Below are 21,687 nucleotides of genomic sequence, written 5' to 3'. Positions count from 1 at the left end.
ACAAGGCGGGACCAGATTGTCATAATCGGGCAATCAGTGGTTAATTTCGGACAGACAAAGTGAAACCGGCGGACTGTAGAAGCGTTACCTTAAACTACACTCGCGCAGTTACCGCGGCATTGAGCAGCCTCAACCTGCCGATGCCGCCAGCGGCGCAAACGATTTTGTCCGGTATCGACGAAAACCAGCGAGTCCCCATGGGTGTCCAGGAGCAGCTGTGGCTGGAGCTGGAAGCCGCCTATCCGGATCCATTACTGGGCGTCAGGCTGGGACAGGCCATGCACAGCAGCCAGATGGGACTGGTGGGCTACCTGCTGATGACCCAGAGGACACTCGGCGCCGCCATAGAGCAACTGCTGATCTACCACCCGCTCGTCGGCGAGGGCGGCCAGTTCGAACTGCGCCGCGGCGCCCACCATGCAGATCTCTGCTACCAGCCCAACTACCTGCGCTGCGCGCGACTGCGCGTGGAAACTGTCCTGTCCGCCTGCCTGACCCAGACCCGCAGCATGACCGGGCACCCGTTTCGCGCCCAGAGTGTACAGCTGGCCTACCCGGCACCATCGCTGGCGATCCAGCAGCAGTACCAGCAGCTGCTGCAGACACCGGTGCAGTTCAACGCCCCAGTGTCGGCAATCCGCCTGCGCTCCCAGGACCTGGATATCCCCCTGGTTGCCGCGGACCAGCAGGTCATGGCGCGCCTGAAGCCGGAGGCCGACGCCCTGTTGCGGGCACTGACCAACAAGAGCCTGCAGTTGCAGGTTTCCCATCTATTGCAGCAGGAACCGCAGCTCTCCCGGGAACAGGTGGCCAGCCGACTGTGTATCAGCCCCCGCCACCTGGGGCGCAAACTGCTCGAGGAGCAGGCCAGCTTCCGCACGATTCAGGATCAGGTGCGCAGTCACTACGCGTGCCAGTGGTTGCGCCAGGGCGACCAGAACAACGCCGAGATCGCCGCCGCCCTCGGCTACTGCGATGAGAGCGCCTTCGGCAAGGCCTTCCGCCGCTGGACCGGCCTATCACCCAAGGCATTCCGCAAGCAGCCGCAGGCCATCCCGGAAGCGCTCGAAGCCTGATCCGCCCGGCCGCGCACGGGAGAAGCCTGCCAGGGCCTGCTCACACTAAATTCGGTGGCCCCATCCCTTCAGGTTGCGCCCCCAAACGGGCCATACGGCGTTGCTCGTCGCTCATTTAGCTCGCTAAATCACTCTCCTCGCGCCTTGCCTGACCTGCTTTGGGACGGCCTGTAATGACGGCAACGCAGCTATCTAATTTAGTGTGAGCAGGCCCTAAGACTAAAGTTAGTGGGTCACCCCGAACACCTGGAACTGCGGCATGCCTGCCATCACCCTGGGAATCCCTGCCGACGGCGACCGCTCCACCCCTTGCCAGCTGATGCCGGACATGGTCAACCGTCACGGCATTATCTGCGGCGCCACCGGTACCGGCAAAACAGTCACCCTGCGCCTGCTCGCCGAGCAGCTGTGCCAGCGCGGCCTGCCGGTCTTCGTCACCGATTTCAAAGGGGATTTGAGCGGCCTGGCGGCACCCGGCGGCGACAGCGCCAAGGTGCGCGAGCGGCTGCCGAAATTCGGCCTGGACGACAGCTACTTTCGCGCCAATCCGCTGGAACTCTGGGGGCCGACCGCCCTGCCCCTGCGCACAACTGTCTCCGAGCTGGGACCGGAAATCCTCGCACAGATGCTCGGACTGAACGACAACCAGAGCGGACTTCTGCAACTACTGTTCAAGATGGCTGACGAGCAGGGGTTGCTATTGCTGGACTGGAAGGACCTGCAGGCACTGATCGACTTTGTCGCCGACCAACGCCAGGCGCTCGCACAGGCCTACGGCACCATCTCCCCCGCCAGCCTCGGCGCCATCAAGCGCAAGTTTCTCGCCATCGAGCGCACCGGCGCCGCCGCGCTATTCGGCGAGCCGGCACTGCAGATCGAAGACCTGCTCAACGGCGCCCGCATTCACCTGTTTGACGCGAGCAAGCTGAATCCCCGTGTATACGGCACGCTGCTGCTGTGGCTGCTGGCAGAGCTCTACGAAAATCTGCCGGAATCCGGCGGCGGCGCGATCAGGATCGCACTGTGCTTCGACGAAGCACACCTGCTGTTTGACGGACTGCCGAAAGACCAGCGCCAGCAAGTGGCGCAGATCGTCAAACTGATTCGCTCCCGCGGCGTCGGTATATTCTTCATCACCCAGAACCCGCTGGATATTCCCGAGGAAATCCTCGCGCAGCTGGGCAATCGCATACAGCACACCCTGCGCGCCTATACCCCGACCGAACAACGCGCAGTCCGGGCGGCCGCGCGCAGTTTCCGCGCCAATCCGGGCTTCGATACCGCCGAGGTCATCGGCCAACTGGCTGTCGGCGAGGCGCTGGTGTCCTGCCTCGATGAAAACGGGGTGCCGCAGCCGGTCGAACGAGTATTGATCCAGCCCCCGGCAAGCCGTTTGGCACCGCTGACGGTGGGAGAAGCCCAGCAACTGCTCCGGGAGAGCCCACTGGCTGCGAGATACGGGCAGTCACTGGATCGGGAATCTGCCTATGAACAGCTGCAGAAAAGGCGCAAGGACACCGCTGCGGAGGCACCCGAGCGGAAAGAAATACACAGGAAAGGAAAGGAAAAGCCTTCCGAGCTGGACCGCGCTCTGGGCAAGATGGCCGACAGCTTCGGCCGCCAGATAGGCAGGGAACTGGTGCGGGGCTTACTCGGCGCGCTCACCGGGCGGCGGTAGGAACCGGCTGCCCGGCCTTTGGGAGTGCCTGCGACGGCGGCACGGCGGCAGATCCGCCGCGCCACAATCAGCCAATCAGAGGGAAGCGGTGCTTTGTACCGTCGCGGCCCGCAGTGCGGCCATATCTTGCAGCCAGACGATGTCCTGCGCAGCAACCTGGCTACCGGTCGCGTGGGACAGGGTGGCAGTCAGCTGCTGCAGGTTGCCGTCGGTGGAAATCTTGTCCAGCGGCATCTTCAGCCACACCTGGCCCTGCTCATCGATCACTTTTTGAGCATCTTTGGTGTCAATGGCTGACAGGTGACGGTCGACGGCGGAGCGGCCACCGGCCGGGAGGTAGATGCTGCCACTGGTGAAATCCACGGCGAAGGCGACCACGCCCGGCAGGATACCAAACAGCAGTGCCGCACCATCCAGGATAACTACAGTCGGATCCACGCGCCCGCCAGTCTGGCCCTTGCGCTCCGGATACAGGAAGTAACCGCAAGCGGTCAGGTTCATCAGCAGTACGAGCAGGCAGCTGGCGGCGATGCCGCGCTTGACGGTCTTGTTCATGGTGACTCTCTTCTCAATCGTATTTGTGCGGGGCTGGCCCCCAAAAATCAGGGGCGTAAGCTTACCGAATGCGTGCCGCCGCAGGAAGTGGCGCCAGGCAATATGATTGTGTCGCAGGTCGCAAAGCCGCAACCTGCCGGTCGAGCCCCCGGCGCCACTCTGCTTTAATCCGGGGCTGGCGCCATTAAAAACATAAGGGAGACCACCATGTCGTACACGCCCACACGCCTCCTAACCATTGCCTGCCTCTGCCTGTCCACCCTGTGGCTGGGGGCCTGCGCCGCACCGGGCAAGACCCGGGATGACCAGCGCCAGTACATCGACCGCACCGAACGGCAGGTGCTGAACGAGCTCTACGCGCTGAAGCCAGATCTGCGCCGTGACGTGGCCAGAGCGCCCGGTTACGCCGTGTTCAGCAATGTCAACGTGAACCTGCTGTTCGCCAGCGCCTCCACCGGATACGGCGCGGCGGTAAACAACCGGAATCACGCGCGGACCTACATGAAGATGGGAGAACTGGGCGTTGGCCTGGGTCTCGGCGTCAAGGATTTCCGCGCACTGTTCCTGTTCGACTCCCCCGAGGTCATGCAGCGCTTTATCGACCAGGGCTGGTCTTTCGGCGGTCACGCGGATGCCGCGGCCAAGGCCCAGGACAAGGGCGCGGCTTACAGCAAGGAAGTGGTTGTCGAGGGCATGCGGGTATACCAGCTGACCGAGAGCGGTATCGCGCTTCAGGCGACCCTGAAGGGCACCAAATTCTGGAAGGATCCGGACCTGAATTACGACTGATCCGTGCACTGCCGACCGGACTTAGCGCCGCGTATAGAGTTGACCAAAACTACGCCAAACTCTGATGGGCGACACATATTTGCAGGTCGAATGGCTAAACTTTAACCAGCACCAGCTGCGAATCGTAAGGGAGTAGTACACGATTTCTGACAGTGCGGGTTCGCACACTTGTGAACGGGCCGGGCAGTGAGCAGTCGCCAGGGGTCAATCACCGGAAATTTCATGGAGCAGTAGTCGCAGCAGGTGCCGCCAGGGAATGGCAAAGGCACGGTATCGTTCGCGGTACCGTGCCTTTTTAATTTTGGCGAACGGAAACATCCCCGGCGTTCCAGGCGACGCCAAACACCAGCACAACGATCGTGGCGCACCAAATTCCCAAGGAAGTCATGCCAGACTGAAAAATCTTTTCCATCCCTGTATGCTGCCCGCGTTAATCTGACTGGAGCCAATCCATGCATATCACGAGCGCCTTTGACAGCGGCAATATCGAAGTCATCAACGCCGACGCCCGCCCGATCGAACTGTCCATCCGCCAGGACAACAATTCCGATTTTTATCAGTGGTTCCACTTCCGCCTGGAAGGCAAGACCGGCGACAGCTACCCGCTGCGTATCATCAATGCCGGCAAGGCCGCCTATCCGGCGGGCTGGGAAAACTACCGCGTCTGCGCCTCCTACGATCGCCAGAACTGGTTCCGCATTGAAGCCGAGTACGACGGCAACACGCTGGACTTCACCGTGGATCTCGACCAGCCGAGCATTTACCTCGCTTACTTCGCGCCCTTCCCCTGGGAACGGCACCTGGATCTGCTGGCCTGGGCCCAGGGACACGACCTGGTACAGCTGGAAACCCTCGGCCAGACGCTGGACGGCCGCGACATGACACTGCTGACCGTCGGCGATGCCGCCGCGGCCAAACACAAAGTCTGGATGATTGCGCGCCAGCACCCGGGCGAAACCATGGCCGAATGGTTTGTCGAGGGCTTTCTCGAGGCACTGCTCGACGACGCCAACCCCTCTGCACAGAGCCTGCTCGCCGATACCGTTTTCTATGTCGTGCCAAACATGAATCCCGACGGCAGCGTGCGCGGCCATCTGCGCACCAATGCGGCCGGCGCCAACCTCAACCGCGAGTGGCAGGATCCGAGCATGGAACGCAGCCCCGAGGTCTTTCTGGTGCGCCAGAAAATGCTCGAAATCGGTGGCGACATCTTCCTGGACATTCACGGCGATGAAGCACTGCCGTTCAATTTCGTCGCCGCCTGCGAAGGGATTCCCGGTTACGACAAGCGTCACGCCGAGCTCGAGGAAACATTCAAGCGCGCATTTGTCACCGCCAGCCCCGATTTCCAGACCGAGCGCGGTTACGACCTGGACAAGCCGGGCGAAGCCAACATGACCGTGGGCACCAATTGGTGTGGCCACCAGTTCCGCACCCTGGCGCTGACCCTGGAAATGCCGTTCAAGGATAATGACATTCTGCCCGACCCGATCGAGGGCTGGTCCCCGGCACGCTGCCGCCAGCTGGCACGGGATATATTCCTGCCGATCCGCGAGACCCTGAAAGTTCTCTGATCCCCTCGACGACTGCATGACCGGCCGCAATCGCCACTGGTTGAAAAACCGGCGCTTGCGGCCGGTGCTCGCTCCCGCCCCGCACACCTAAATAAATTTACTGCGCAATCCACTTTATTCAGCACAGAATGCCTCGGCGCCCGGCGCGCATTTTGCTACCTTAAACCGTTCAAAATAAGACTCACAGGGAATAACCATGCACATACCTACCCTCTGGCGCCGTCTCGGCCTGGTGGTCGCGATCAGCGGCGCTCTGACCGCCTGCGGCAAAGAATCAACGGAACCTGCGAAGGAATCCACCGCCGAAAGCGCGGCGGCGGCCGAACAGCAGATGCAGGCGGAAGACACCGCCAAGGCGAGCAAACTCCAGCTCACCGAAGCGGAGCAGACCCAGGTCGATGAAATGGCCGCTGACCTGCACAAGTACATCAAGGTGCTCGCCTCCGACAAATTCGAGGGTCGCGCCCCCGCCACCAAGGGCGAGGAGCTGACCGTCAATTATCTCGCCGACCAGTTCAAGGCCCTGGGCCTGCAACCGGGCGCGAAAGACGCCGACGGCAATCCCACCTGGTTTCAGCAGGTGCCGGTGGTAGAAATGCAGATCAAATCCACCCCGCTGGAAATCAAGGGCAAGGATTTTGACAAGAAGCTGCAACCCCTGACCGACATGGTCACCTTCACTCAGCGCCAGACCGACTCTTCCGCACTGAAAGACAGTGAGCTGGTCTTCGTCGGTTACGGCATTGTCGCTCCGGAAAACAACTGGAACGACTACGCCGGTCTCGATATGAAAGGCAAGACCGCGGTCATTCTGGTCAACGATCCCGGCTACGCTACCAAGGACAAGTCCCTGTTCAACGGCAACGCCATGACTTACTACGGCCGCTGGACCTACAAGTACGAAGAAGCCGCACGCCAGGGTGCCGACGGCGCCATCATCATTCATGAGACCGGTGCCGCCGGCTACCCATGGGAAGTGGTCAGCGGCAGCTGGTCCGGCGCGCAGATCAGCCTTGCGGACAAGGACAAGAATGCCGACCGCGTCGCTGTGGAAGGCTGGGTAACCAACGACGCCGCCAAGGAAATCTTTACAGCGGCCGGCCTGGATCTGCAGAAAGAAATGGACGCAGCGAAAGCCCGTGGATTTAAAGCGAAACCCATGGGCCTGACCGCCAGCGTCAAGCTGGACAACACCGTGCGCACCTCCAATTCACGCAACGTGGTCGCGAAGATCGAAGGCAAGAAATATCCGGATGAAGCGGTGATCTACACCGCGCACTGGGATCACCTGGGCGTCAACGACAATGCCAAAGGCGAAGATCACATCTTCAATGGTGCCGTCGACAATGCCACCGGTACCGCCGGTCTGCTGGCCATGGCGCGCCAGGTTACCGAATTGCCGGAGCACCCGGACCGCAGCATGCTGTTTGTCGCCGTCACCGCCGAGGAATCCGGCCTGCTTGGCTCCAAATACTATGCAGAAGACCCGGCGATTCCGCTGGACAAGACTGTTGCCGGTATCAACTTCGACGCCCTCGGTGTCTACGGCCCGATGCGCGACGTCATCGTGGTCGGTTACGGCAACAGCGAACTGGAAAAGATGCTGGATAAAGCGGCCACCCGTCGCGGCCAGTACCTGGCGCCGGAAGAGCACCCGGAACGCGGCTACTTCTACCGCTCAGATCACTTCAGCCTGGCGAAGAAAGGCGTACCCATGCTCTATTTCGAATCCGGTTCTGACAGCTATGAACACGGCCAGGAGTGGGGTCAGCAGCAGAGTGAAGATTACACGGCCAATGCCTATCACAAGCCCGCGGACGAGTACGATCCCAACTGGAATCTGAAAGGGGCGGCCATGGACCTGCAACTGGGCCTGGAACTGGGACTGCAACTGGCCAACAGCCGCGACTGGCCAAACTGGTACCAAGGCAATGAGTTCCGCGCGATTCGCGATGCGAGCGCCGGCAGCAGGCAATAATTAGTCTGCCACCCAAAAGCCCGGAATTTCCGGGCTTTTTTTTGCGCGCATTGTCCCTCTTCCAATCCAGAATAACTTCCACGGCTATAACTCAGCATCCAACGCCCCCATACCTACAACTGCCGGCCAACACACGCAAACTTGTCCGCCACCCCACCGCAGGGCATGATAGTCAACGTTTCGATTCAAATGGAGCGTGCAATCGATGGTTGAAGGCGATGAGCGACACAAGCTGATTCACGACGAGCTACCCAAGGAACATGACGATCCGTTGATTCGGATCCTGCATCAAGTAATACGCAACTCCGTGCGCGTACTTGCTGTACTGATGGCACTGGTCATTATCTGGGGGGTACTCGACGTCGTTTTAGTCCTTTACCAACGCCTCACGGATGAACCGAAATTCCTGCTGGACTTCAACGATCTTTTCGATGTATTCGGCGCCTTTATGCTGGTTCTAATCGCCATCGAAATTTTTATCAATATCCGTCTCTACCTCGGCTCCAACGTAATCCCGATACAACTGGTAGTCGCCACGGCACTGATGGCAATCTCGCGGAAAGTGATCGTAATGGATCTGGAGGATATCAGCCCAAACTATATTTTCGCGATAGCTTCCGTCGTACTGGCGCTGGGACTGACTTATTGGTTAGTGGCAAAGAAGGATAAATAAGCCGATAGCGCGCAGTCGTGAGATTTATGAGCCAAAATTTTTAATCCCCCCGGAGCACATACTCTTCGCCAAAGAAATATCATAGGACCGTAAAGCGAACCTTGCCGCTCCGAATATTATTCATCGTCAGGCGGACGCTCAGCCGAACTGTGAGAAACAATCCAATAAGTAATGCCAAGAGCAATGATTACCGCGGCAAACCCCATGACGAAAAGCGGGCCAGTCTTTTCGGTATCCAGCACGATGACTTTCCGCGCCATCGCCATCAGCGCCGTCGCCACCACTAGTTGAATGGGAATGATATTAGTGCCCAGGTAGAGTCGAATATTGATAAATATCTCGACGGCAATAAGCACCACCAGAAACGATCCAAAAATATCTAGAATATCCCTGGAATCCAGAATCCAGACTGGCGGAAAACTCAGTCTTTCGTATAGAACAAACAAAACATAAATCGACCCCCAGACGATTACCAATGACATCAGGATCGCCATGAACCGCACGGCCATTCGGATAACGCGATGCAGATATCGAATTAACCGGTCTTCGTGTTCTGTCGGCAGCTCTTCATGCACAATCGCGCGACGCCCACGCCTCTTCATATCCAGCATCATCCTGCAGAGCCATTTTTTTAGTTATAGCGCAAACTCAGCAGATATCTTTTCAACGGGCACCGCATTGGCTTTAGCGCTCCATATCAATAGACCATGAGGCCAAAACCATTGATCTGTGGCGGCCCTACCCCGCTGGGCGAAACGCATAAATAAAAAAGGCCCCACCGTTCCCAGTGAGGCCTTTTTTTGCTTTCGCCAGCCCACTGCACAGTCATCTCTGCGCAATGGGCTTTAAGGTCGAGATCAGGCGCTAACGGCCGACTCTATTTTCTTCATTTCCTCGTCGCGCAATTCGCGGCGCAGGATTTTGCCGACATTCGTCTTCGGCAGGTCCTCGCGGAACTCGATTTGTTTCGGCACTTTGTAGGCCGTCATATTTTCGCGACAGAAGGCTATGACCTCTTCTTCGGTCAGGGAGGCGTCCGCCTTGACGACAAACAGCTTCACCTGCTCGCCACTCTTTTCGTTGGGGATACCGATCGCAGCAGCTTCGGCAACCTTGTCGTGCGCACTCACGACATCCTCGATTTCATTCGGATACACGTTGAAGCCGGAGACGATGATCATGTCTTTCTTGCGGTCGACGATCTTGATGTAGCCGTCGTCCTGAATCACCGCCATGTCGCCGGTGCGCAACCAGCCTTCGCTGTCCAGGGCTTCCGCTGTGGCTTCCGGACGCTGCCAGTAACCTTTCATCACCTGGGGGCCGCGCACGCACAGCTCACCCGGAGAGTTATTCGGCAGGTCATTGCCGTTCTCGTCGATCACTTTCACTTCAGTACCCGGTACCGGGATACCGACAGTGCCCAGCTGAACCGCGTCAGCGGGGTTAAAAGACACTACCGGGGAGGTTTCCGTCATACCGTAACCCTCGGTCACGACACAGCCGGTCATCTGCTCCCAGCGTTTGGCCGTATCGCGGGTGAGCGCCATGCCGCCGGAGCAAGTGGTGTGCAGCTTGCTGAAATCCAGTTCGGGGAAATCGGGGCAGCGCATCAGGCCATTGAACAGGGTATTGAGGCCTGCGAATCCGGTAAAACGCAGTCCTTTGAGCGCCTTGACGAAACCGGGAATATCGCGCGGATTCGGAATCAGCAGCGAGTGACTACCGGTCGAAAAGAGGCACATGCAGTGAATAGTGAAGGCGTAAATGTGATACAGCGGCAGCGGTGCCACATAAAACTCCTCGCCCTCCTTCATGGAATCGCCCAGAGCTTCGCGCACCTGTTCCATATTGGCGACCAGGTTGCGGTTCGTCAGCATGGCACCCTTGGCCACACCGGTGGTGCCGCCGGTGTACTGAAGCACGGCCACATCTTCCGGCGATCGCTGGACGTCCTGGTGCGGCTGTTTGGCACCGAGGGACATGGCCTCACGGAAGCTGACTTCGTTGGCAAAGGAGAAGTCCGGCACCATTTTCTTAATATATTTGGCGACGCTGTTAATCAGCATTCGCTTGACCGGGCTGTGCAGGTCAGCGATTTCGCTGACGATGACTTTCTTTACTCCGGTTTCGGCAACGATCTGCGACGCAGTGTCGGCGATATTCGCCAGCACCACGAGGGCCTTGGCACCGGAGTCATTCAGCTGGTGTTTGAGTTCTCGCTGGGTATACAGCGGATTCGTGTTGACGACCACCAGACCCGCGCGCAGGGCGCCGAATACGACTACCGGGTACTGGAGTACGTTTGGCAGCTGTACTGCGATGCGATCGCCGGGCTCCAGGTCGGTGTGATTCTGCAGGTAGGAAGCGAATTTGGCGCTGAGCTTATCGATTTCGCCGATGGTTAGCGTCTGCCCGAGGCAGGTAAACGCAGGCCTGTCACTGAACTTGGCACAGGCGCCTGTAAATACGTCGAGTATGCTGCGGTCGATGTCCAACTGTCTTCTCCCAGTCCTGTTGTTGTCGCCTGTCCGTTATATAGACCAACCGCACAGCGGAAGTCCGCGGACACTTAATTATTGTTTGTTTCTGTACAGCCGTTTCTGTTTGATCTTATTGGGCTGTACGTCCGGACAGATTGTGATTATTCAAAGCCGCTGCCGGAAAGTGCGGTTGAACTGATTGTGTGGCTATCTATGCCGCAGGGAACAGGTCGGCCAGCGCAGCTGCCAGGTCCCTGTCACCGGTATACCGGATATCGCCAAGTAGAAATGCATGGCGGGCGCTTAAACGGCCATCCAATATAGCACCAAGTGTGGCATTTGACATTTCCAGAACCAAAGCCGGATTTTCTGCCTCACCGTGGTGCGAAACCGCCGCGCTGCCGCCCTCCTGCTGCGATACGAGCACGTAAAAATCGCTGGCATCGGGCAGCCGGAACTGTACCCGAGTGCCTGGGTGCAAACAAGGGAGGCGCTGCAAACGAGCTACCGTCTGATCCGGCAACTGCATAGGATCTACTCCACAAAAAAACCGCCGGCGAACCGGCGGTTTTTTACAGTGAATGGATTTAGAACGCGAAGTGTTCGGCGTCCAGTTCCATCAGGTTGTCCGCACCGCTCTGCATTGCCGCGGCATGGGTCGCCGTGCGCGGCAGGATGCGATCGAAGTAGAAACGCGCGGTCGCCAGTTTGGCGCGGTAGAATTCCGCTTCGCCCTCGCCGGCAGCCAGCTTGTCGTTAGCCACTTTTGCAGCGCGCGCCCACAGGAAAGCTTCCACAGCGTAACCGGAATACATCAGGTAATCGACAGAAGCCGCACCTACTTCGTCCGGGTTCTCCATCGCCTTGGCACCGACGTGCATCGTCAGCTCGCCCCACTGCTTGTTCAGTTCCTGCAGCTTGGTGACGTACGGAGCCAGTGCTTCAGTGTCGATTTCCGCCTGGCAGAATTTATGCACCATCTTGGTGAAACGACGCAGTGATTCGCCCTGGGTCATAAGGACCTTACGACCCAGCAGGTCAAGCGCCTGAATACCGGTGGTACCTTCGTAGATGGTGGAAATACGCGCGTCGCGCACGTTCTGCTCCATGCCCCACTCGGCGATATAGCCGTGACCACCAAAGCACTGCATACCCAGGTTGGCGGATTCAAAACCGGTCTCGGTCAGGAAAGCCTTGGCGATCGGAGTCAGGAATGCCAGCAGCTCGTCGGCTTCCTTCTTGTCTTCGTCGCTGCCTTTCTGCAGGCGGTCTACCTGCTGTGCACACAGCAGGATCAGCATACGGCCACCCTCGGCAAACGCCTTCTGGGTCAGCAACATGCGGCGAACATCCGGGTGCACGATAATCGGGTCGGCGGCACCATCGGGGTTTTTCGGTCCGGACAGGGAACGCATCTGCAGGCGATCCTTGGCGTAGGCCAGGGATTTCTGGAAGCCCGCTTCCGCGTGCGCCAGGCCCTGCAGGGCAGTACCCAGGCGCGCAGTGTTCATAAAGGTGAACATGCAGTTCAGGCCCTTGTTCGGCGGGCCGATCAGGTAGCCTTTGGCACCGTCAAAGTTCAGCACGGCGGTCGCGTTGCCGTGAATACCCATTTTGTGCTCCAGGGAACCGCAGGCAACGCCGTTGCGCTCGCCGATGGAACCGTCGGCATTGGGCAGGAACTTGGGCACGATAAACAGGGAGATCCCCTTGGTACCGGCCGGTGCATCGGGCAGGCGTGCCAGTACGATATGGACGATGTTCTCCGCCATATCGTGCTCACCGGCAGAGATGAAAATCTTGGTACCGCTAATGGCATAGGAACCGTCGGCATTCGGCTCAGCCTTGGTGCGCAGAATGCCCAGGTCGGTACCACAGTGCGGCTCGGTCAGGCACATGGTGCCGGTCCAGGTACCCTCTACCAGCTTGGTCAGATAGGTATCTTTCTGCTCGTCAGTACCGTGGGCTTCCAGCGTATTCATGGCGCCGTGGGACAGGCCCGGGTACATACCCCAGGACCAGTTCGCGGTGCCCACCATCTCGCTCATCACGGTACCCAGTGACGGCGGCAGGCCCTGGCCACCGTGATGGGGATCGTGTGCCAGAGAAGGCCAGCCCGCCTCGACGAATTGCTGGTAGGCTTCTTTGAATCCTTCCGGCGTGGTGACCTCGCCGTCTTTCCAGGTGCAGCCCTGCTGGTCGCCGATCTGGTTCAGCGGCGCCAGTACGTTTTCACAAAACTTGGAGCCCTCTTCCAGGATGGCATCGACCAGATCCGGAGTCGCTTCCTCGTAGCCCAGGGACGCGTAGTGTTGGTCCCAGTCCAGCAGTTCGCGCATGGCGAAGCGCATGTCGCGCAATGGAATCTTGATATCGGTCATCCTGCTACCCTCAACTCTCTACTTTTTTGCCGACCCGCCGGGAAACCGGCCGGTCAGACTTGTGACTGATTCTTGCGATTGGTTCATCATAGTAGCAAGCCGCCAACTCGCTCTATGGCGAAATCAGTCCAAAGCGATGACAAAACGGGGCGGCTCAGCGAAAAAAAGGCGGGATTTTCAGTCAGTTTGCGTCACTGACAAGCGGGCGACCACTCTTGCGATATTCTCCGGGCGTAACCCCGGTCCATTTCTTGAAGGCGCGGAAAAATGCGCTGGATTCGTCGAAACCGAGCATTTCAGCAATCTGTCCGTTGGACAGGTCGGGACAGCTGAGATAGTGGAAAGCGGCCTCCATGCGACACTCATCTTTCAACTTCTGGTAAGAGGTCCCCTCATTCTGCAGCCGCCGGCGCAGGGTCGTCACCGACATATTGAGACGCTCCGCGACAACCTCCGCCGACGGCATCGACTCGCTCACATCCCGGTTGAGGATGGTCTTTACCTTGGTCTTGATACTGTTGGCACTGCCGTCGCTGATCACCAGGTGATACGGTGCGGTACGGATAAAGTCTTCCAGCGTCTGTGGATTCTGTACGATTGGGTAATCGAGGTAGCGACTGTCGTATTCGAGCGCATTGACGGGCTGGTCAAAAAGCAGCTCACCGGCCTCACTCTGTGCCAGAGTGCGGAATTCTTCCGGGCAGGGAAAGGAGAAGTGCAACCGGGCCAGGGGAATTTCCCGACCTACCAGCCAGCAGTAGAAACGGTGCCACACCGCCAGCGTAGTGCGGATAACACCGGGGCTCGTCTCCCGAATCAGCGCATCAAACTCCCCTTCTTTCAGGGAGCTGATACCGCGAATGGCCACTCGCTCGCGACCGCCTGATGCAGGTTCGAAAACCGGCTTCACCTTGAAACCGCGGCAGATTTCCATGAATTCGGCACTGCGCGCTATGGCCTGACGCACGGTTGCGCAGTTGACGACCGTCAGGCACAGCAGCCGGAACGATCCCGAGCGCACCCGGCCACCGCTCAGCATGCCAAACCACTCATCCTGTACCTGCCACATCACACGCTGGTACAGACGACCGTATTTGATTGCGGAGAAAGCGGCTGTGCCCTCTAGTTCACTGGCTTCGATGCCTACCGAAGCCAGCAGTTCATTGCGGTCACAGCCATGCCGGGCCGCCTCCTCCAGCAATCGCTCGAGGTAGGCAATGGGGATGCGGATATCCTCTTCCGACACGGGCATTCGGTCAACTACCTCAACAATCGCGGCAGGCCGGCAACTGCAAGCAGCCGCCGGGACAAGCGCCTTGGACACTGCGACGAGCACCGCAGCGGATCACGGCCATAGACAGGTCCCGTGCGTTTCCGGAACCGCCCATTTACTTCTTGCGCCTGCGCAACCAATTCAGCAGTGCGCCGAAACCCAGCGCGGCAACTATGATCACCAAAAGTAGAATCAACAGTACCGCCGCGTAGGAGGCGATATCTTCAATTGGCAGATCCCAACTCCAGACGGCCGCAATCACGAAGGCGACACAGGCGAGCACACTGGTAATAAACGAACGTCGACTTTTCTTGGCCATGAGATCCACTGCGTTGGTTACAAAAAGTGAACAATTGGTCGGCATAAAACTGCCACACTATCCTTCAAGGATAGATAGACCGATGCGGCGCGGAATCGTGCGGTAAAGTCCGCTTCCTGTCAACGCCGCGGGAGGTTTAAATGGGCAGGAAACTATTGTACCGACGCGAGGACCGCATCACCGTACGGCATCTGTTTACCCTGATCGAGTGTCTTGCCGCATTGATGGTGGCAATATTGCTGGGAATTGCCCTGCTGTCGTAGTGCAGGGCAATTACACTCAGGACACAACGCTCACTCCCCCTTGACGATTCCCCCCTGCGCCAACTTCGCAGGGTCCAGCAGTTTTTTTAACGCTTCTTCGTCGAGGTCAGTCATTTCCCGTGCGACATCGAGTACCGGGCGGTGGCTGCGATAGGCCTCTTTGGCGATTTCCGCAGCTTTGGCGTAACCGATGACCGGATTCAGAGCCGTCACCAAAATCGGATTGCGAGACAGCGCTTCCTCTATATGCTCCCGGTTAACGGTAAAACCGTCAATCGCCTTGTCTGCCACTAACTGGGCGGCATTTCCGAGCAGCCGGATACTTTCCAGCAGCGTGTGTGCAACCAGCGGCAACATGACGTTCAGTTGAAAATTTCCACTCTGACCCGCCACGCCGATCGTCACGTCGTTTCCCATTACCCGGGCGGCCACCATTGCTGAAGATTCGGCAATGACCGGGTTCACCTTGCCCGGCATGATACTGCTGCCCGGCTGCAGTGCCTGCAGCTCGATTTCCGCCAGCCCCGCCAGGGGGCCGCTGTTCATCCAGCGCAGGTCGTTGGAGATTTTCATCAGCGCCACCGCCAACACCCGAAGCTGGCCCGATAATTCCACCGCCGTGTCCTGGCTGGCAATCGCTGCAAACAGGTTGTCCGCCGGGCGGAACTGCTGGGTGCTGTTGGCACTGAGCTTCTGCGCAAACAGCTCGGCAAATTGCGGATGCGCATTGAGGCCGGTGCCAATCGCCGTGCCGCCCTGGGCTACCTGCGACAACCGTGGCAGGGTGCCGCGGATACGCTCGCGGCAGAGTTCGATCTGCCCCGCCCAAGCGTGAATTTCCTGCTCAAGTGTCAGCGGGAGCGCATCCATCAGGTGGGTGCGCCCGGTTTTCACCACATCGCCGAGTGAGGCTGCCCTGTCACACAATTTTGCGTGCAGGTGCCGCAACGCCGGCAGCAACTGATCCCTTACGGCGAGCAATGCGGAGACGTGAATCGCAGTGGGAATCACATCGTTGCTGCTCTGGCTCATGTTGACGTGATCGTTGGCTCCCACATCGAGACCGCTTTCGCGCGCGGCGATATGGGCCAGCACTTCGTTCACGTTCATATTCGTGCTGGTACCGGAACCAGTCTGGAAAACATCGAGGGGAAAGTGTGTGGCGATGTCCTCTTCCGTCAGGGAATCGCAGGCTGCCACGATTGCCGTCGCCATCTTTTCATCAAGCAGGCCGAGTTCGCGGTTGGCCTGCGCGGCGGATTTTTTAATCAAAACTACCGCGTGAATGAACTCGGGCGGCAGTGGCGCTCCACTGACGGGAAAGTTCTCATGGGCCCGCTGGGTCTGGGCGCCGTACAGCGCCCATTGCGGTACCTGAATCTCTCCCAGACTGTCTTTTTCGGTGCGAAACTCTTTGCTCGAACTGCTCATCGTTTCACCCATCTTCCGCATGCTGCTGTCACAGCGCGGCTCATTCAACGTTGACGGTAATCTTCTTGGAAACTACGGGGTTCTTGAATGGGATATGCAGATAATTGCCCATAACCAGTTGCAGCGTGTGCTTGCCCGGCGGCAGTGTCAGTTCAGTTTCAGTCTGACCACCGCCGAAATGAACCACGTGCTCGTTGGACGGCAGCGGCTTGGTCATATCTGGCATGGAGTCCACATCAATCAGCAGGTGGTGGTGCCCGGTATTCTTTTTATCGACTCCCGCCGGAGCGACGCCCATGCCGGACAGGCCAAACTGCACCTTGAAGGTCTTGCCCACGGTGTCGCCGTCTTTGGGAGAAATGATATAGACCTTCGCATCTGCCGGCGCTTCCGACATCATCTGCGACGACGTGTCCTCAGCGGCGTTGACAAACGGCGCCAGGGCCAACGCACCGGCCAGAATCAGGGATTTATATGCGGTCATGGGAACTCCTTATTGGTGGTTCGGCGCACGTACCCGCTCAGCAGGCGGCGCCGCTGCGTGGAATCACGTTTCACAGCTTATCGCCGCAGACCGGTGACGCCAAGTCCAAAATCAGGCATTACTGAAAAAGTATTCCATAAACAACCAGCAAACCTGGAATATGATTGCCAGCACTACAAACGTGGCATGGTAGAAACGGTTGGTGCTGATCAGCGCTACCAGGCAGGCGGCAATGAACAGGATATTGCGATACACATACAGGCTGCCCAGCTCCACCAGATAGCCCCCGCCCTTCAGCAGGGTATCGCCGAAATCGACGGCGAAAATCAGGGCGAGCACACCGAAGAACCACTTGCGCCGCAATAAAAATAACGCGCGATAATTCTTGGGTTCGGAATTTTTTTCCGGGAACAGCAAGGCGCACAACAGGTAGAGCAGCAGCGTATAGCCGATGAGGTAGAGATAGACCGGCAGACTGATCAATGTCGTGTGGGAGAAGCGGAACTCCCACCACCAGAAATGGAGCAGGTAGAGCACTGCGAACCCCGCCCACATCAGGTGCACCCAGTAAAGGCGGTCCTCGCGAGGCTCCTCCACCAACCGCGCCAAATTGCGCAACAGGTGCGTGAGCCCGAGGCCGACAATGATACCGAGTATTACGCGGACATGTGCGTAGAGAGTTGCGAATTCGGGAGTTCCGTCGCTCACGCCGTCTGCCCTCCAGCCCGGGGCCGGACACACAGCAGCGCCCTGGCCTGTCACTCAGTACAGCATAGCAGTGGCGCGGAAAAGTGCGGGGTCAGACGCTGACACGCCCCTCCTGGGTCCACTCGCAACGCACCTGCATATCGCCGCTACCGGGCTCGTGATAGAGACCCGCCGCCTCCCAGGTAAAAGAGTGGATACCGGAGAGCTCGGTCTCGAGGTGAACGGTGGCCGATACCCAGTACATGCTGCGCAGCAGCTCTTCAAACTTCTGGATCCAGTGATTCCATTCGTATTCCACGGCGCGATAGGAAGCACCAAAGTGGATGACATCGGTCTGGTACTGGGACAATTTGACCTTGATGGTGGGAATCGAAAACATATCGCGGCACAGGAAAGGCCACTCATCGGCACTGGGCAGCGCCAGCACCGCCTCGCGGTTTACCCGCCGGCGATCGGCGCCACCAGCGAGGCTGTTACTGTCTTTGATACATCCGTAGACAATGGATTCCTGATCGCCCTGTACCACTATTGCTTTTCCTCGCGGCGGCGCTGCTGGACAAAAAACATCCGGCAAATAAAGATTCTTGGGGCTTCACTTTAACGGTGAAAAAACGAGAAAGCTATAACCGGGATCGCAAATGAAATGTCGATCAATAACCGACCGCATTCGCTGTCCGACTTTCAATTGCAGAGGCTGTGACCGCGGTCAGATCTCAATACCGCGACCGCGCAGCATTTCGATAAAGGCTTCCTCATCCAGTGTGGGAATATCGAGTTCCCGCGCCTTGTTCAGCTTCGAGCCGGCACCGGGACCGGCGACCACGCTGTCCGTTTTGGCAGAGACACTGCCGGCCACTTTGGCGCCCAGGCGCTGAAGGTAGTCTTTCGCCTCGCTGCGCGACAGGGTTTCCAGCTTGCCCGTCAGCACCCAGGTTTGTCCGGACAGGGGCTGTTCCTCGCCGCCGGTTTCCTCAGGCTGCCAGTGCACACCGGCCTGGCGCAGGGCCTCAATCTCTTCCTGGGCGTGGGTCTGCTGGAAAAACTCAGCCACGAAATGCGCCACCACCGGGCCCACATCTTCCACCTCCTGCAGGGATTCCTCGTCCGCCTGCATCAACGATTCCAGATCGCCGTAATGCCGCGCGAGATTGCGCGCGGTGGCCTCACCCACTTCGCGAATTCCGAGTGCGTAGAGGAACTTCGGCAGTGTCGTGTCTTTGCTGCGCTCCAGCGCGTCGAGCAGGTTCTGCGCGGACTTTTGCCCCATCCGCTCGAGGCCCGCCAACTGTTCCAGTGTGAGGTCATACAGGCCGGAGACCGAGTGCAGCAGTCCCTCGTCTACCAGCTGCTCGACCAGCTTGTCGCCGAGGCCGTCGATATCCATCGCCTTGCGCGAGGCGAAGTGCTTGATCGCCTGCTTGCGCTGTGCGCTGCAGATCAGGCCGCCGCTACAGCGCGCCACCGCTTCGCCGGGGGTCGACTCCACCGGGGAATCGCACACCGGGCAGTGCGTCGGAAATTCGATATCCCGGGCATTTTTCGGGCGTTTGCTCTCCACTACGGAAACCACTTGCGGAATCACATCGCCGGCGCGGCGGATCACGACGGTATCGCCGACCTTCACACCGAGTCGCTCAATTTCGTCGCGGTTGTGCAGTGTTGCATTGGAGACAGTGACGCCGCCGACAAAAACCGGCTTCAGGCGCGCCACCGGTGTCACTGCGCCGGTGCGCCCCACCTGGAACTCCACGTCCAACAGCTCGGTCATTTCCTCCTGCGCCGGGAATTTGTAGGCCATCGCCCAGCGCGGTGCACGGGCGACGAAGCCAAGGCGGCGCTGCAGCGCGGTGTCATTCACCTTGAAGACGATGCCATCGATATCGTATGGCAGCGCATCGCGCTTCTCACCCAACTGCTGGTAATACTCGATGCAGCCATCGATATCTCTGGCTGCGGCCATCTCGCTATTGATTCGGAAACCCCAGCGGTTGAGCTGCAGCAGCATTTCTGTGTGCTTGCCCGGTAAAGTCGCCCCCTCAACCTGCCCTACCCCGTATACACACAGCTGCAACGGGCGCTGCGCAGTGATACGGGAATCCAGCTGGCGCAGGCTCCCCGCGGCGGCGTTGCGTGGATTGACGAAAGTCTTCTCGCCGGCCTCCGCCGCCTTTTTATTCAGCGCCGCAAAGCCGTCTTTGGGCATATAGATTTCGCCGCGCACTTCCAGAACCGCTGGCACACCATTTCCCAACAGGCGCAGCGGCACCGAGCCGACAGTGCGCACATTCTGGGTAATATCTTCACCGGTGGTGCCGTCGCCCCGGGTAGCGGCCCGCTCCAGCACGCCTTCCCGATACAGCAGACTAATGGCGATGCCGTCGAGCTTGGGCTCACAGGCATACTCCACCGGCTCGCTGGTATTCAGGCGATCGCGCACGCGGCGGTCGAACTCCTGCAACTCCTCGTCGTTGAAGGCATTGTCCAGCGACAGCATCGGCACTTCGTGACGCACCTCGGCGAAGGACGTCAGTGGTCCAGCGCCCACCCGCTGGGTCGGGGAGTCCGGTGTTACCAGGTCGGGATATTCCGCTTCCAGGTCCTGCAACTCGCGCAGGCGGCGATCGTACTCCGCATCCGGTAACTCCGGATCGTCGAGGACGTAATACTGGTAATTGGCGCGCTGCAGGATGTCGTGCAGTTCCTGCGCGCGCTGGCGCTGTTCGGTGGTAGGCTGTTTATCTGTGCTTTTTTTGGTCATTCTTCGTACGCAAAAACAGGAATTCTTGCCGGAGGTAGGGTATCAGGTTGCAGGAGCGTCCCTAACTGCGATCGGCTCAACACTGAGCACGTGCAATCGCGGCCGAAGGCCGCTCCGTCAGATTCAATAAAACGGGGGTCAGGCCTGAGCCCGCGCCAGTGCTTTGCGGCGCTGGTACTCCATCACCCGCTGGCGGTAGTGCTCTGCAGTCTGGGCGGTGAAGACACTGCGATTCTCGTCTTTCAGCTCGCCGCCGAGCAGCTCCGCGATCTGCCGCGAGGTGGAGAGCAACTGCTCGAACGCCTTGATCGCCTCACCCTCGATCGGCAGTGCCAGGAACAGGCTCAGGCCCGGTGTGACGAATTCCTCCATCTGCGCCAGGTCGAATACACCCGGCACCACCATATTGGCGAGACTGAAGACCACTGGGCCATCGTCGCTGCCGCCCTGGTGGAAGTGGAAGATATTCATTTCACCGAAGCGCATGCTCGCGGCCATCATCACCCGCAGGATGTCATTGCCTTCGAAGTGATCGCCTTCCGGCGCCATCACGTTGATGATCAGAACTTCTTCGACCGGGGATTTTTCCCGCGGTTTTCTTGTTGTGTCTTTCACCGCTGCCCTCTTTTCCCGTCGCTGGGTCGTCGCCACCCCGGGCTCCGGCTGTATGCGGGGCTCCCGGGCGTCCTGGACCGGTGTATTAGTCAGTGTTTCCGGTTCGGATTCCAGCGTTTCTCTAAGGGCTTCGAGGCTTTCCGCCTCATTGAGTTCCGGCTCGCGGCGATCTTCTTCAGCGACCACGGAATCCATCAGTGTCGGAACCTGGTCTTCCAGGTTCAGCGATGTCTGCTCGGGCTCCTCCCGCTGCGCGCTGCTGCCGGCGAGCGGTTTGCGCGAGGACTGGAAAGTCTGTTGCACCTGGCGGTTGACCTGTAGTGCATCCTCCAGCGCGCGCCGCTGTACCACGCGCACACTGCCAGGCAGCTCCGCGGCTATCTGGCGGCGCTTGGCCTCTTCTTCCGGATCCACGTAATCATCAGCATCATCCTGTGGAACGGATGCACTGCGCACGGGCGTGAGGATATCGTCTTCCTCATCCGCATAGGTGTCCCGCCGCATTGACTGCGACAGGTTGCGCGAAACCTTCATCGCGTTGCGCTGTTTCAGAATTGCGCGACGCACGCCGTCCAACACCGCAAGAAGCAGTATGAGCGCAAGAATTGTTACCAGCCAGTTTCCCATTAAAGCGTCTCTCTCAGCGTCTTTC

The 21,687-nt window shown here is 59.0% G+C and carries 20 protein-coding genes; 7 read left to right on the top strand and 13 right to left on the bottom strand.

Annotated elements, in window-relative coordinates:
- Positions 1-119: 119 nt before the first annotated feature.
- Both IG168_RS15735 and IG168_RS15730 read left to right on the top strand, forming a co-directional pair.
- Complete coding sequence (locus IG168_RS15735; protein ID WP_226877033.1) at positions 120-1,076, top strand: AraC family transcriptional regulator; 957 nt, start codon at positions 120-122, stop codon at positions 1,074-1,076.
- A gap of 259 nt (positions 1,077-1,335) precedes the next feature.
- Positions 1,336-2,754 (top strand): helicase HerA-like domain-containing protein, encoded by a 1,419-nt coding sequence (locus tag IG168_RS15730; protein ID WP_193165364.1) that lies wholly within the window; start codon positions 1,336-1,338, stop codon positions 2,752-2,754.
- Positions 2,755-2,829: 75 nt separating this feature from the next.
- Here IG168_RS15730 and IG168_RS15725 read toward each other — a convergent pair whose 3' ends face one another.
- On the bottom strand, positions 2,830-3,309 hold the full coding sequence (locus IG168_RS15725; RefSeq protein ID WP_193165363.1) for a hypothetical protein: 480 nt from the start codon (positions 3,307-3,309) through the stop codon (positions 2,830-2,832).
- Positions 3,310-3,516: 207 nt separating this feature from the next.
- On the opposite strand from IG168_RS15725, the gene IG168_RS15720 reads away from it, so the two are divergent.
- The 4 genes from IG168_RS15720 (at position 3,517) to IG168_RS15705 (ending at position 8,323) form a co-directional block, all read left to right on the top strand.
- Positions 3,517-4,098: a lipid-binding SYLF domain-containing protein gene (locus IG168_RS15720; protein WP_193165362.1), complete on the top strand. Its 582-nt coding sequence runs from the start codon at positions 3,517-3,519 to the stop codon at positions 4,096-4,098.
- A 452-nt stretch (positions 4,099-4,550) separates the two neighbouring features.
- Positions 4,551-5,672, top strand: coding sequence for a M14 family metallopeptidase (locus tag IG168_RS15715; RefSeq protein ID WP_193165361.1), 1,122 nt, complete (start codon positions 4,551-4,553; stop codon positions 5,670-5,672).
- A gap of 196 nt (positions 5,673-5,868) precedes the next feature.
- Entirely contained in the window at positions 5,869-7,650 is a 1,782-nt protein-coding gene (locus IG168_RS15710) for a M28 family metallopeptidase (protein ID WP_193165360.1), read from the top strand.
- Between the two features lie 205 nt (positions 7,651-7,855).
- A complete protein-coding gene (locus tag IG168_RS15705) occupies positions 7,856-8,323 on the top strand; it encodes a phosphate-starvation-inducible PsiE family protein (RefSeq protein ID WP_193165359.1) in 468 nt (155 codons plus the stop codon).
- Positions 8,324-8,439: 116 nt separating this feature from the next.
- On the opposite strand, the gene IG168_RS15700 is transcribed toward IG168_RS15705, so the two are convergent.
- From IG168_RS15700 to IG168_RS15675, 6 genes are all read right to left on the bottom strand, one after another.
- Positions 8,440-8,937 carry a phosphate-starvation-inducible PsiE family protein gene (locus IG168_RS15700; protein ID WP_226877032.1) on the bottom strand — a complete coding sequence of 166 codons (498 nt, stop codon included), beginning with the start codon at positions 8,935-8,937 and terminating at the stop codon, positions 8,440-8,442.
- Between the two features lie 243 nt (positions 8,938-9,180).
- Positions 9,181-10,818, bottom strand: coding sequence for an AMP-binding protein (locus tag IG168_RS15695; protein ID WP_193165358.1), 1,638 nt, complete (start codon positions 10,816-10,818; stop codon positions 9,181-9,183).
- A gap of 196 nt (positions 10,819-11,014) precedes the next feature.
- Positions 11,015-11,332, bottom strand: a complete 318-nt coding sequence (locus IG168_RS15690) for an SCP2 sterol-binding domain-containing protein (protein WP_193165357.1) — start codon at positions 11,330-11,332, stop codon at positions 11,015-11,017.
- 58 nt (positions 11,333-11,390) lie between these two features.
- A complete protein-coding gene (locus IG168_RS15685) occupies positions 11,391-13,184 on the bottom strand; it encodes an acyl-CoA dehydrogenase C-terminal domain-containing protein (protein ID WP_193165356.1) in 1,794 nt (597 codons plus the stop codon).
- A gap of 181 nt (positions 13,185-13,365) precedes the next feature.
- Positions 13,366-14,436, bottom strand: coding sequence for an AraC family transcriptional regulator (locus tag IG168_RS15680; RefSeq protein WP_193165355.1), 1,071 nt, complete (start codon positions 14,434-14,436; stop codon positions 13,366-13,368).
- A 136-nt stretch (positions 14,437-14,572) separates the two neighbouring features.
- Positions 14,573-14,776, bottom strand: a complete 204-nt coding sequence (locus tag IG168_RS15675) for a hypothetical protein (protein WP_193165354.1) — start codon at positions 14,774-14,776, stop codon at positions 14,573-14,575.
- A gap of 140 nt (positions 14,777-14,916) precedes the next feature.
- Between IG168_RS15675 and IG168_RS20845 the strand changes: the two genes are divergently transcribed.
- A complete protein-coding gene (locus IG168_RS20845) occupies positions 14,917-15,039 on the top strand; it encodes a hypothetical protein (RefSeq protein WP_264300120.1) in 123 nt (40 codons plus the stop codon).
- Positions 15,040-15,069: 30 nt separating this feature from the next.
- Here the strand turns inward: IG168_RS20845 and IG168_RS15670 are convergent, their stop codons facing one another.
- The 6 genes from IG168_RS15670 to zipA all read right to left on the bottom strand — a co-directional run bounded on the left by IG168_RS15670 (position 15,070) and on the right by zipA (position 21,662).
- Positions 15,070-16,470, bottom strand: a complete 1,401-nt coding sequence (locus IG168_RS15670) for a class II fumarate hydratase (RefSeq protein WP_193165353.1) — start codon at positions 16,468-16,470, stop codon at positions 15,070-15,072.
- 40 nt (positions 16,471-16,510) lie between these two features.
- The gene (locus IG168_RS15665) at positions 16,511-16,954 is read right to left on the bottom strand and encodes a DUF4399 domain-containing protein (protein WP_226877031.1); all 444 of its coding nucleotides are present in this window, start codon (positions 16,952-16,954) and stop codon (positions 16,511-16,513) included.
- Between the two features lie 111 nt (positions 16,955-17,065).
- Positions 17,066-17,662, bottom strand: a complete 597-nt coding sequence (locus tag IG168_RS15660; protein ID WP_193165352.1) for a hypothetical protein — start codon at positions 17,660-17,662, stop codon at positions 17,066-17,068.
- Positions 17,663-17,753: 91 nt separating this feature from the next.
- Positions 17,754-18,188: a hypothetical protein gene (locus IG168_RS15655; protein ID WP_193165351.1), complete on the bottom strand. Its 435-nt coding sequence runs from the start codon at positions 18,186-18,188 to the stop codon at positions 17,754-17,756.
- Between the two features lie 180 nt (positions 18,189-18,368).
- Positions 18,369-20,420 (bottom strand): NAD-dependent DNA ligase LigA, encoded by a 2,052-nt coding sequence (ligA, locus tag IG168_RS15650; protein WP_193165350.1) that lies wholly within the window; start codon positions 20,418-20,420, stop codon positions 18,369-18,371.
- A gap of 138 nt (positions 20,421-20,558) precedes the next feature.
- Complete coding sequence (gene zipA / locus IG168_RS15645; protein WP_193165349.1) at positions 20,559-21,662, bottom strand: cell division protein ZipA; 1,104 nt, start codon at positions 21,660-21,662, stop codon at positions 20,559-20,561.
- Positions 21,663-21,687 lie beyond the last annotated feature (25 nt).

Origin of the sequence: Microbulbifer hainanensis (assembly GCF_014904735.1) — a bacterium.
In the GTDB taxonomy this organism is placed as follows: domain Bacteria; phylum Pseudomonadota; class Gammaproteobacteria; order Pseudomonadales; family Cellvibrionaceae; genus Microbulbifer; species Microbulbifer hainanensis.
This window is presented reverse-complemented; position numbering and strand designations above follow the sequence as displayed.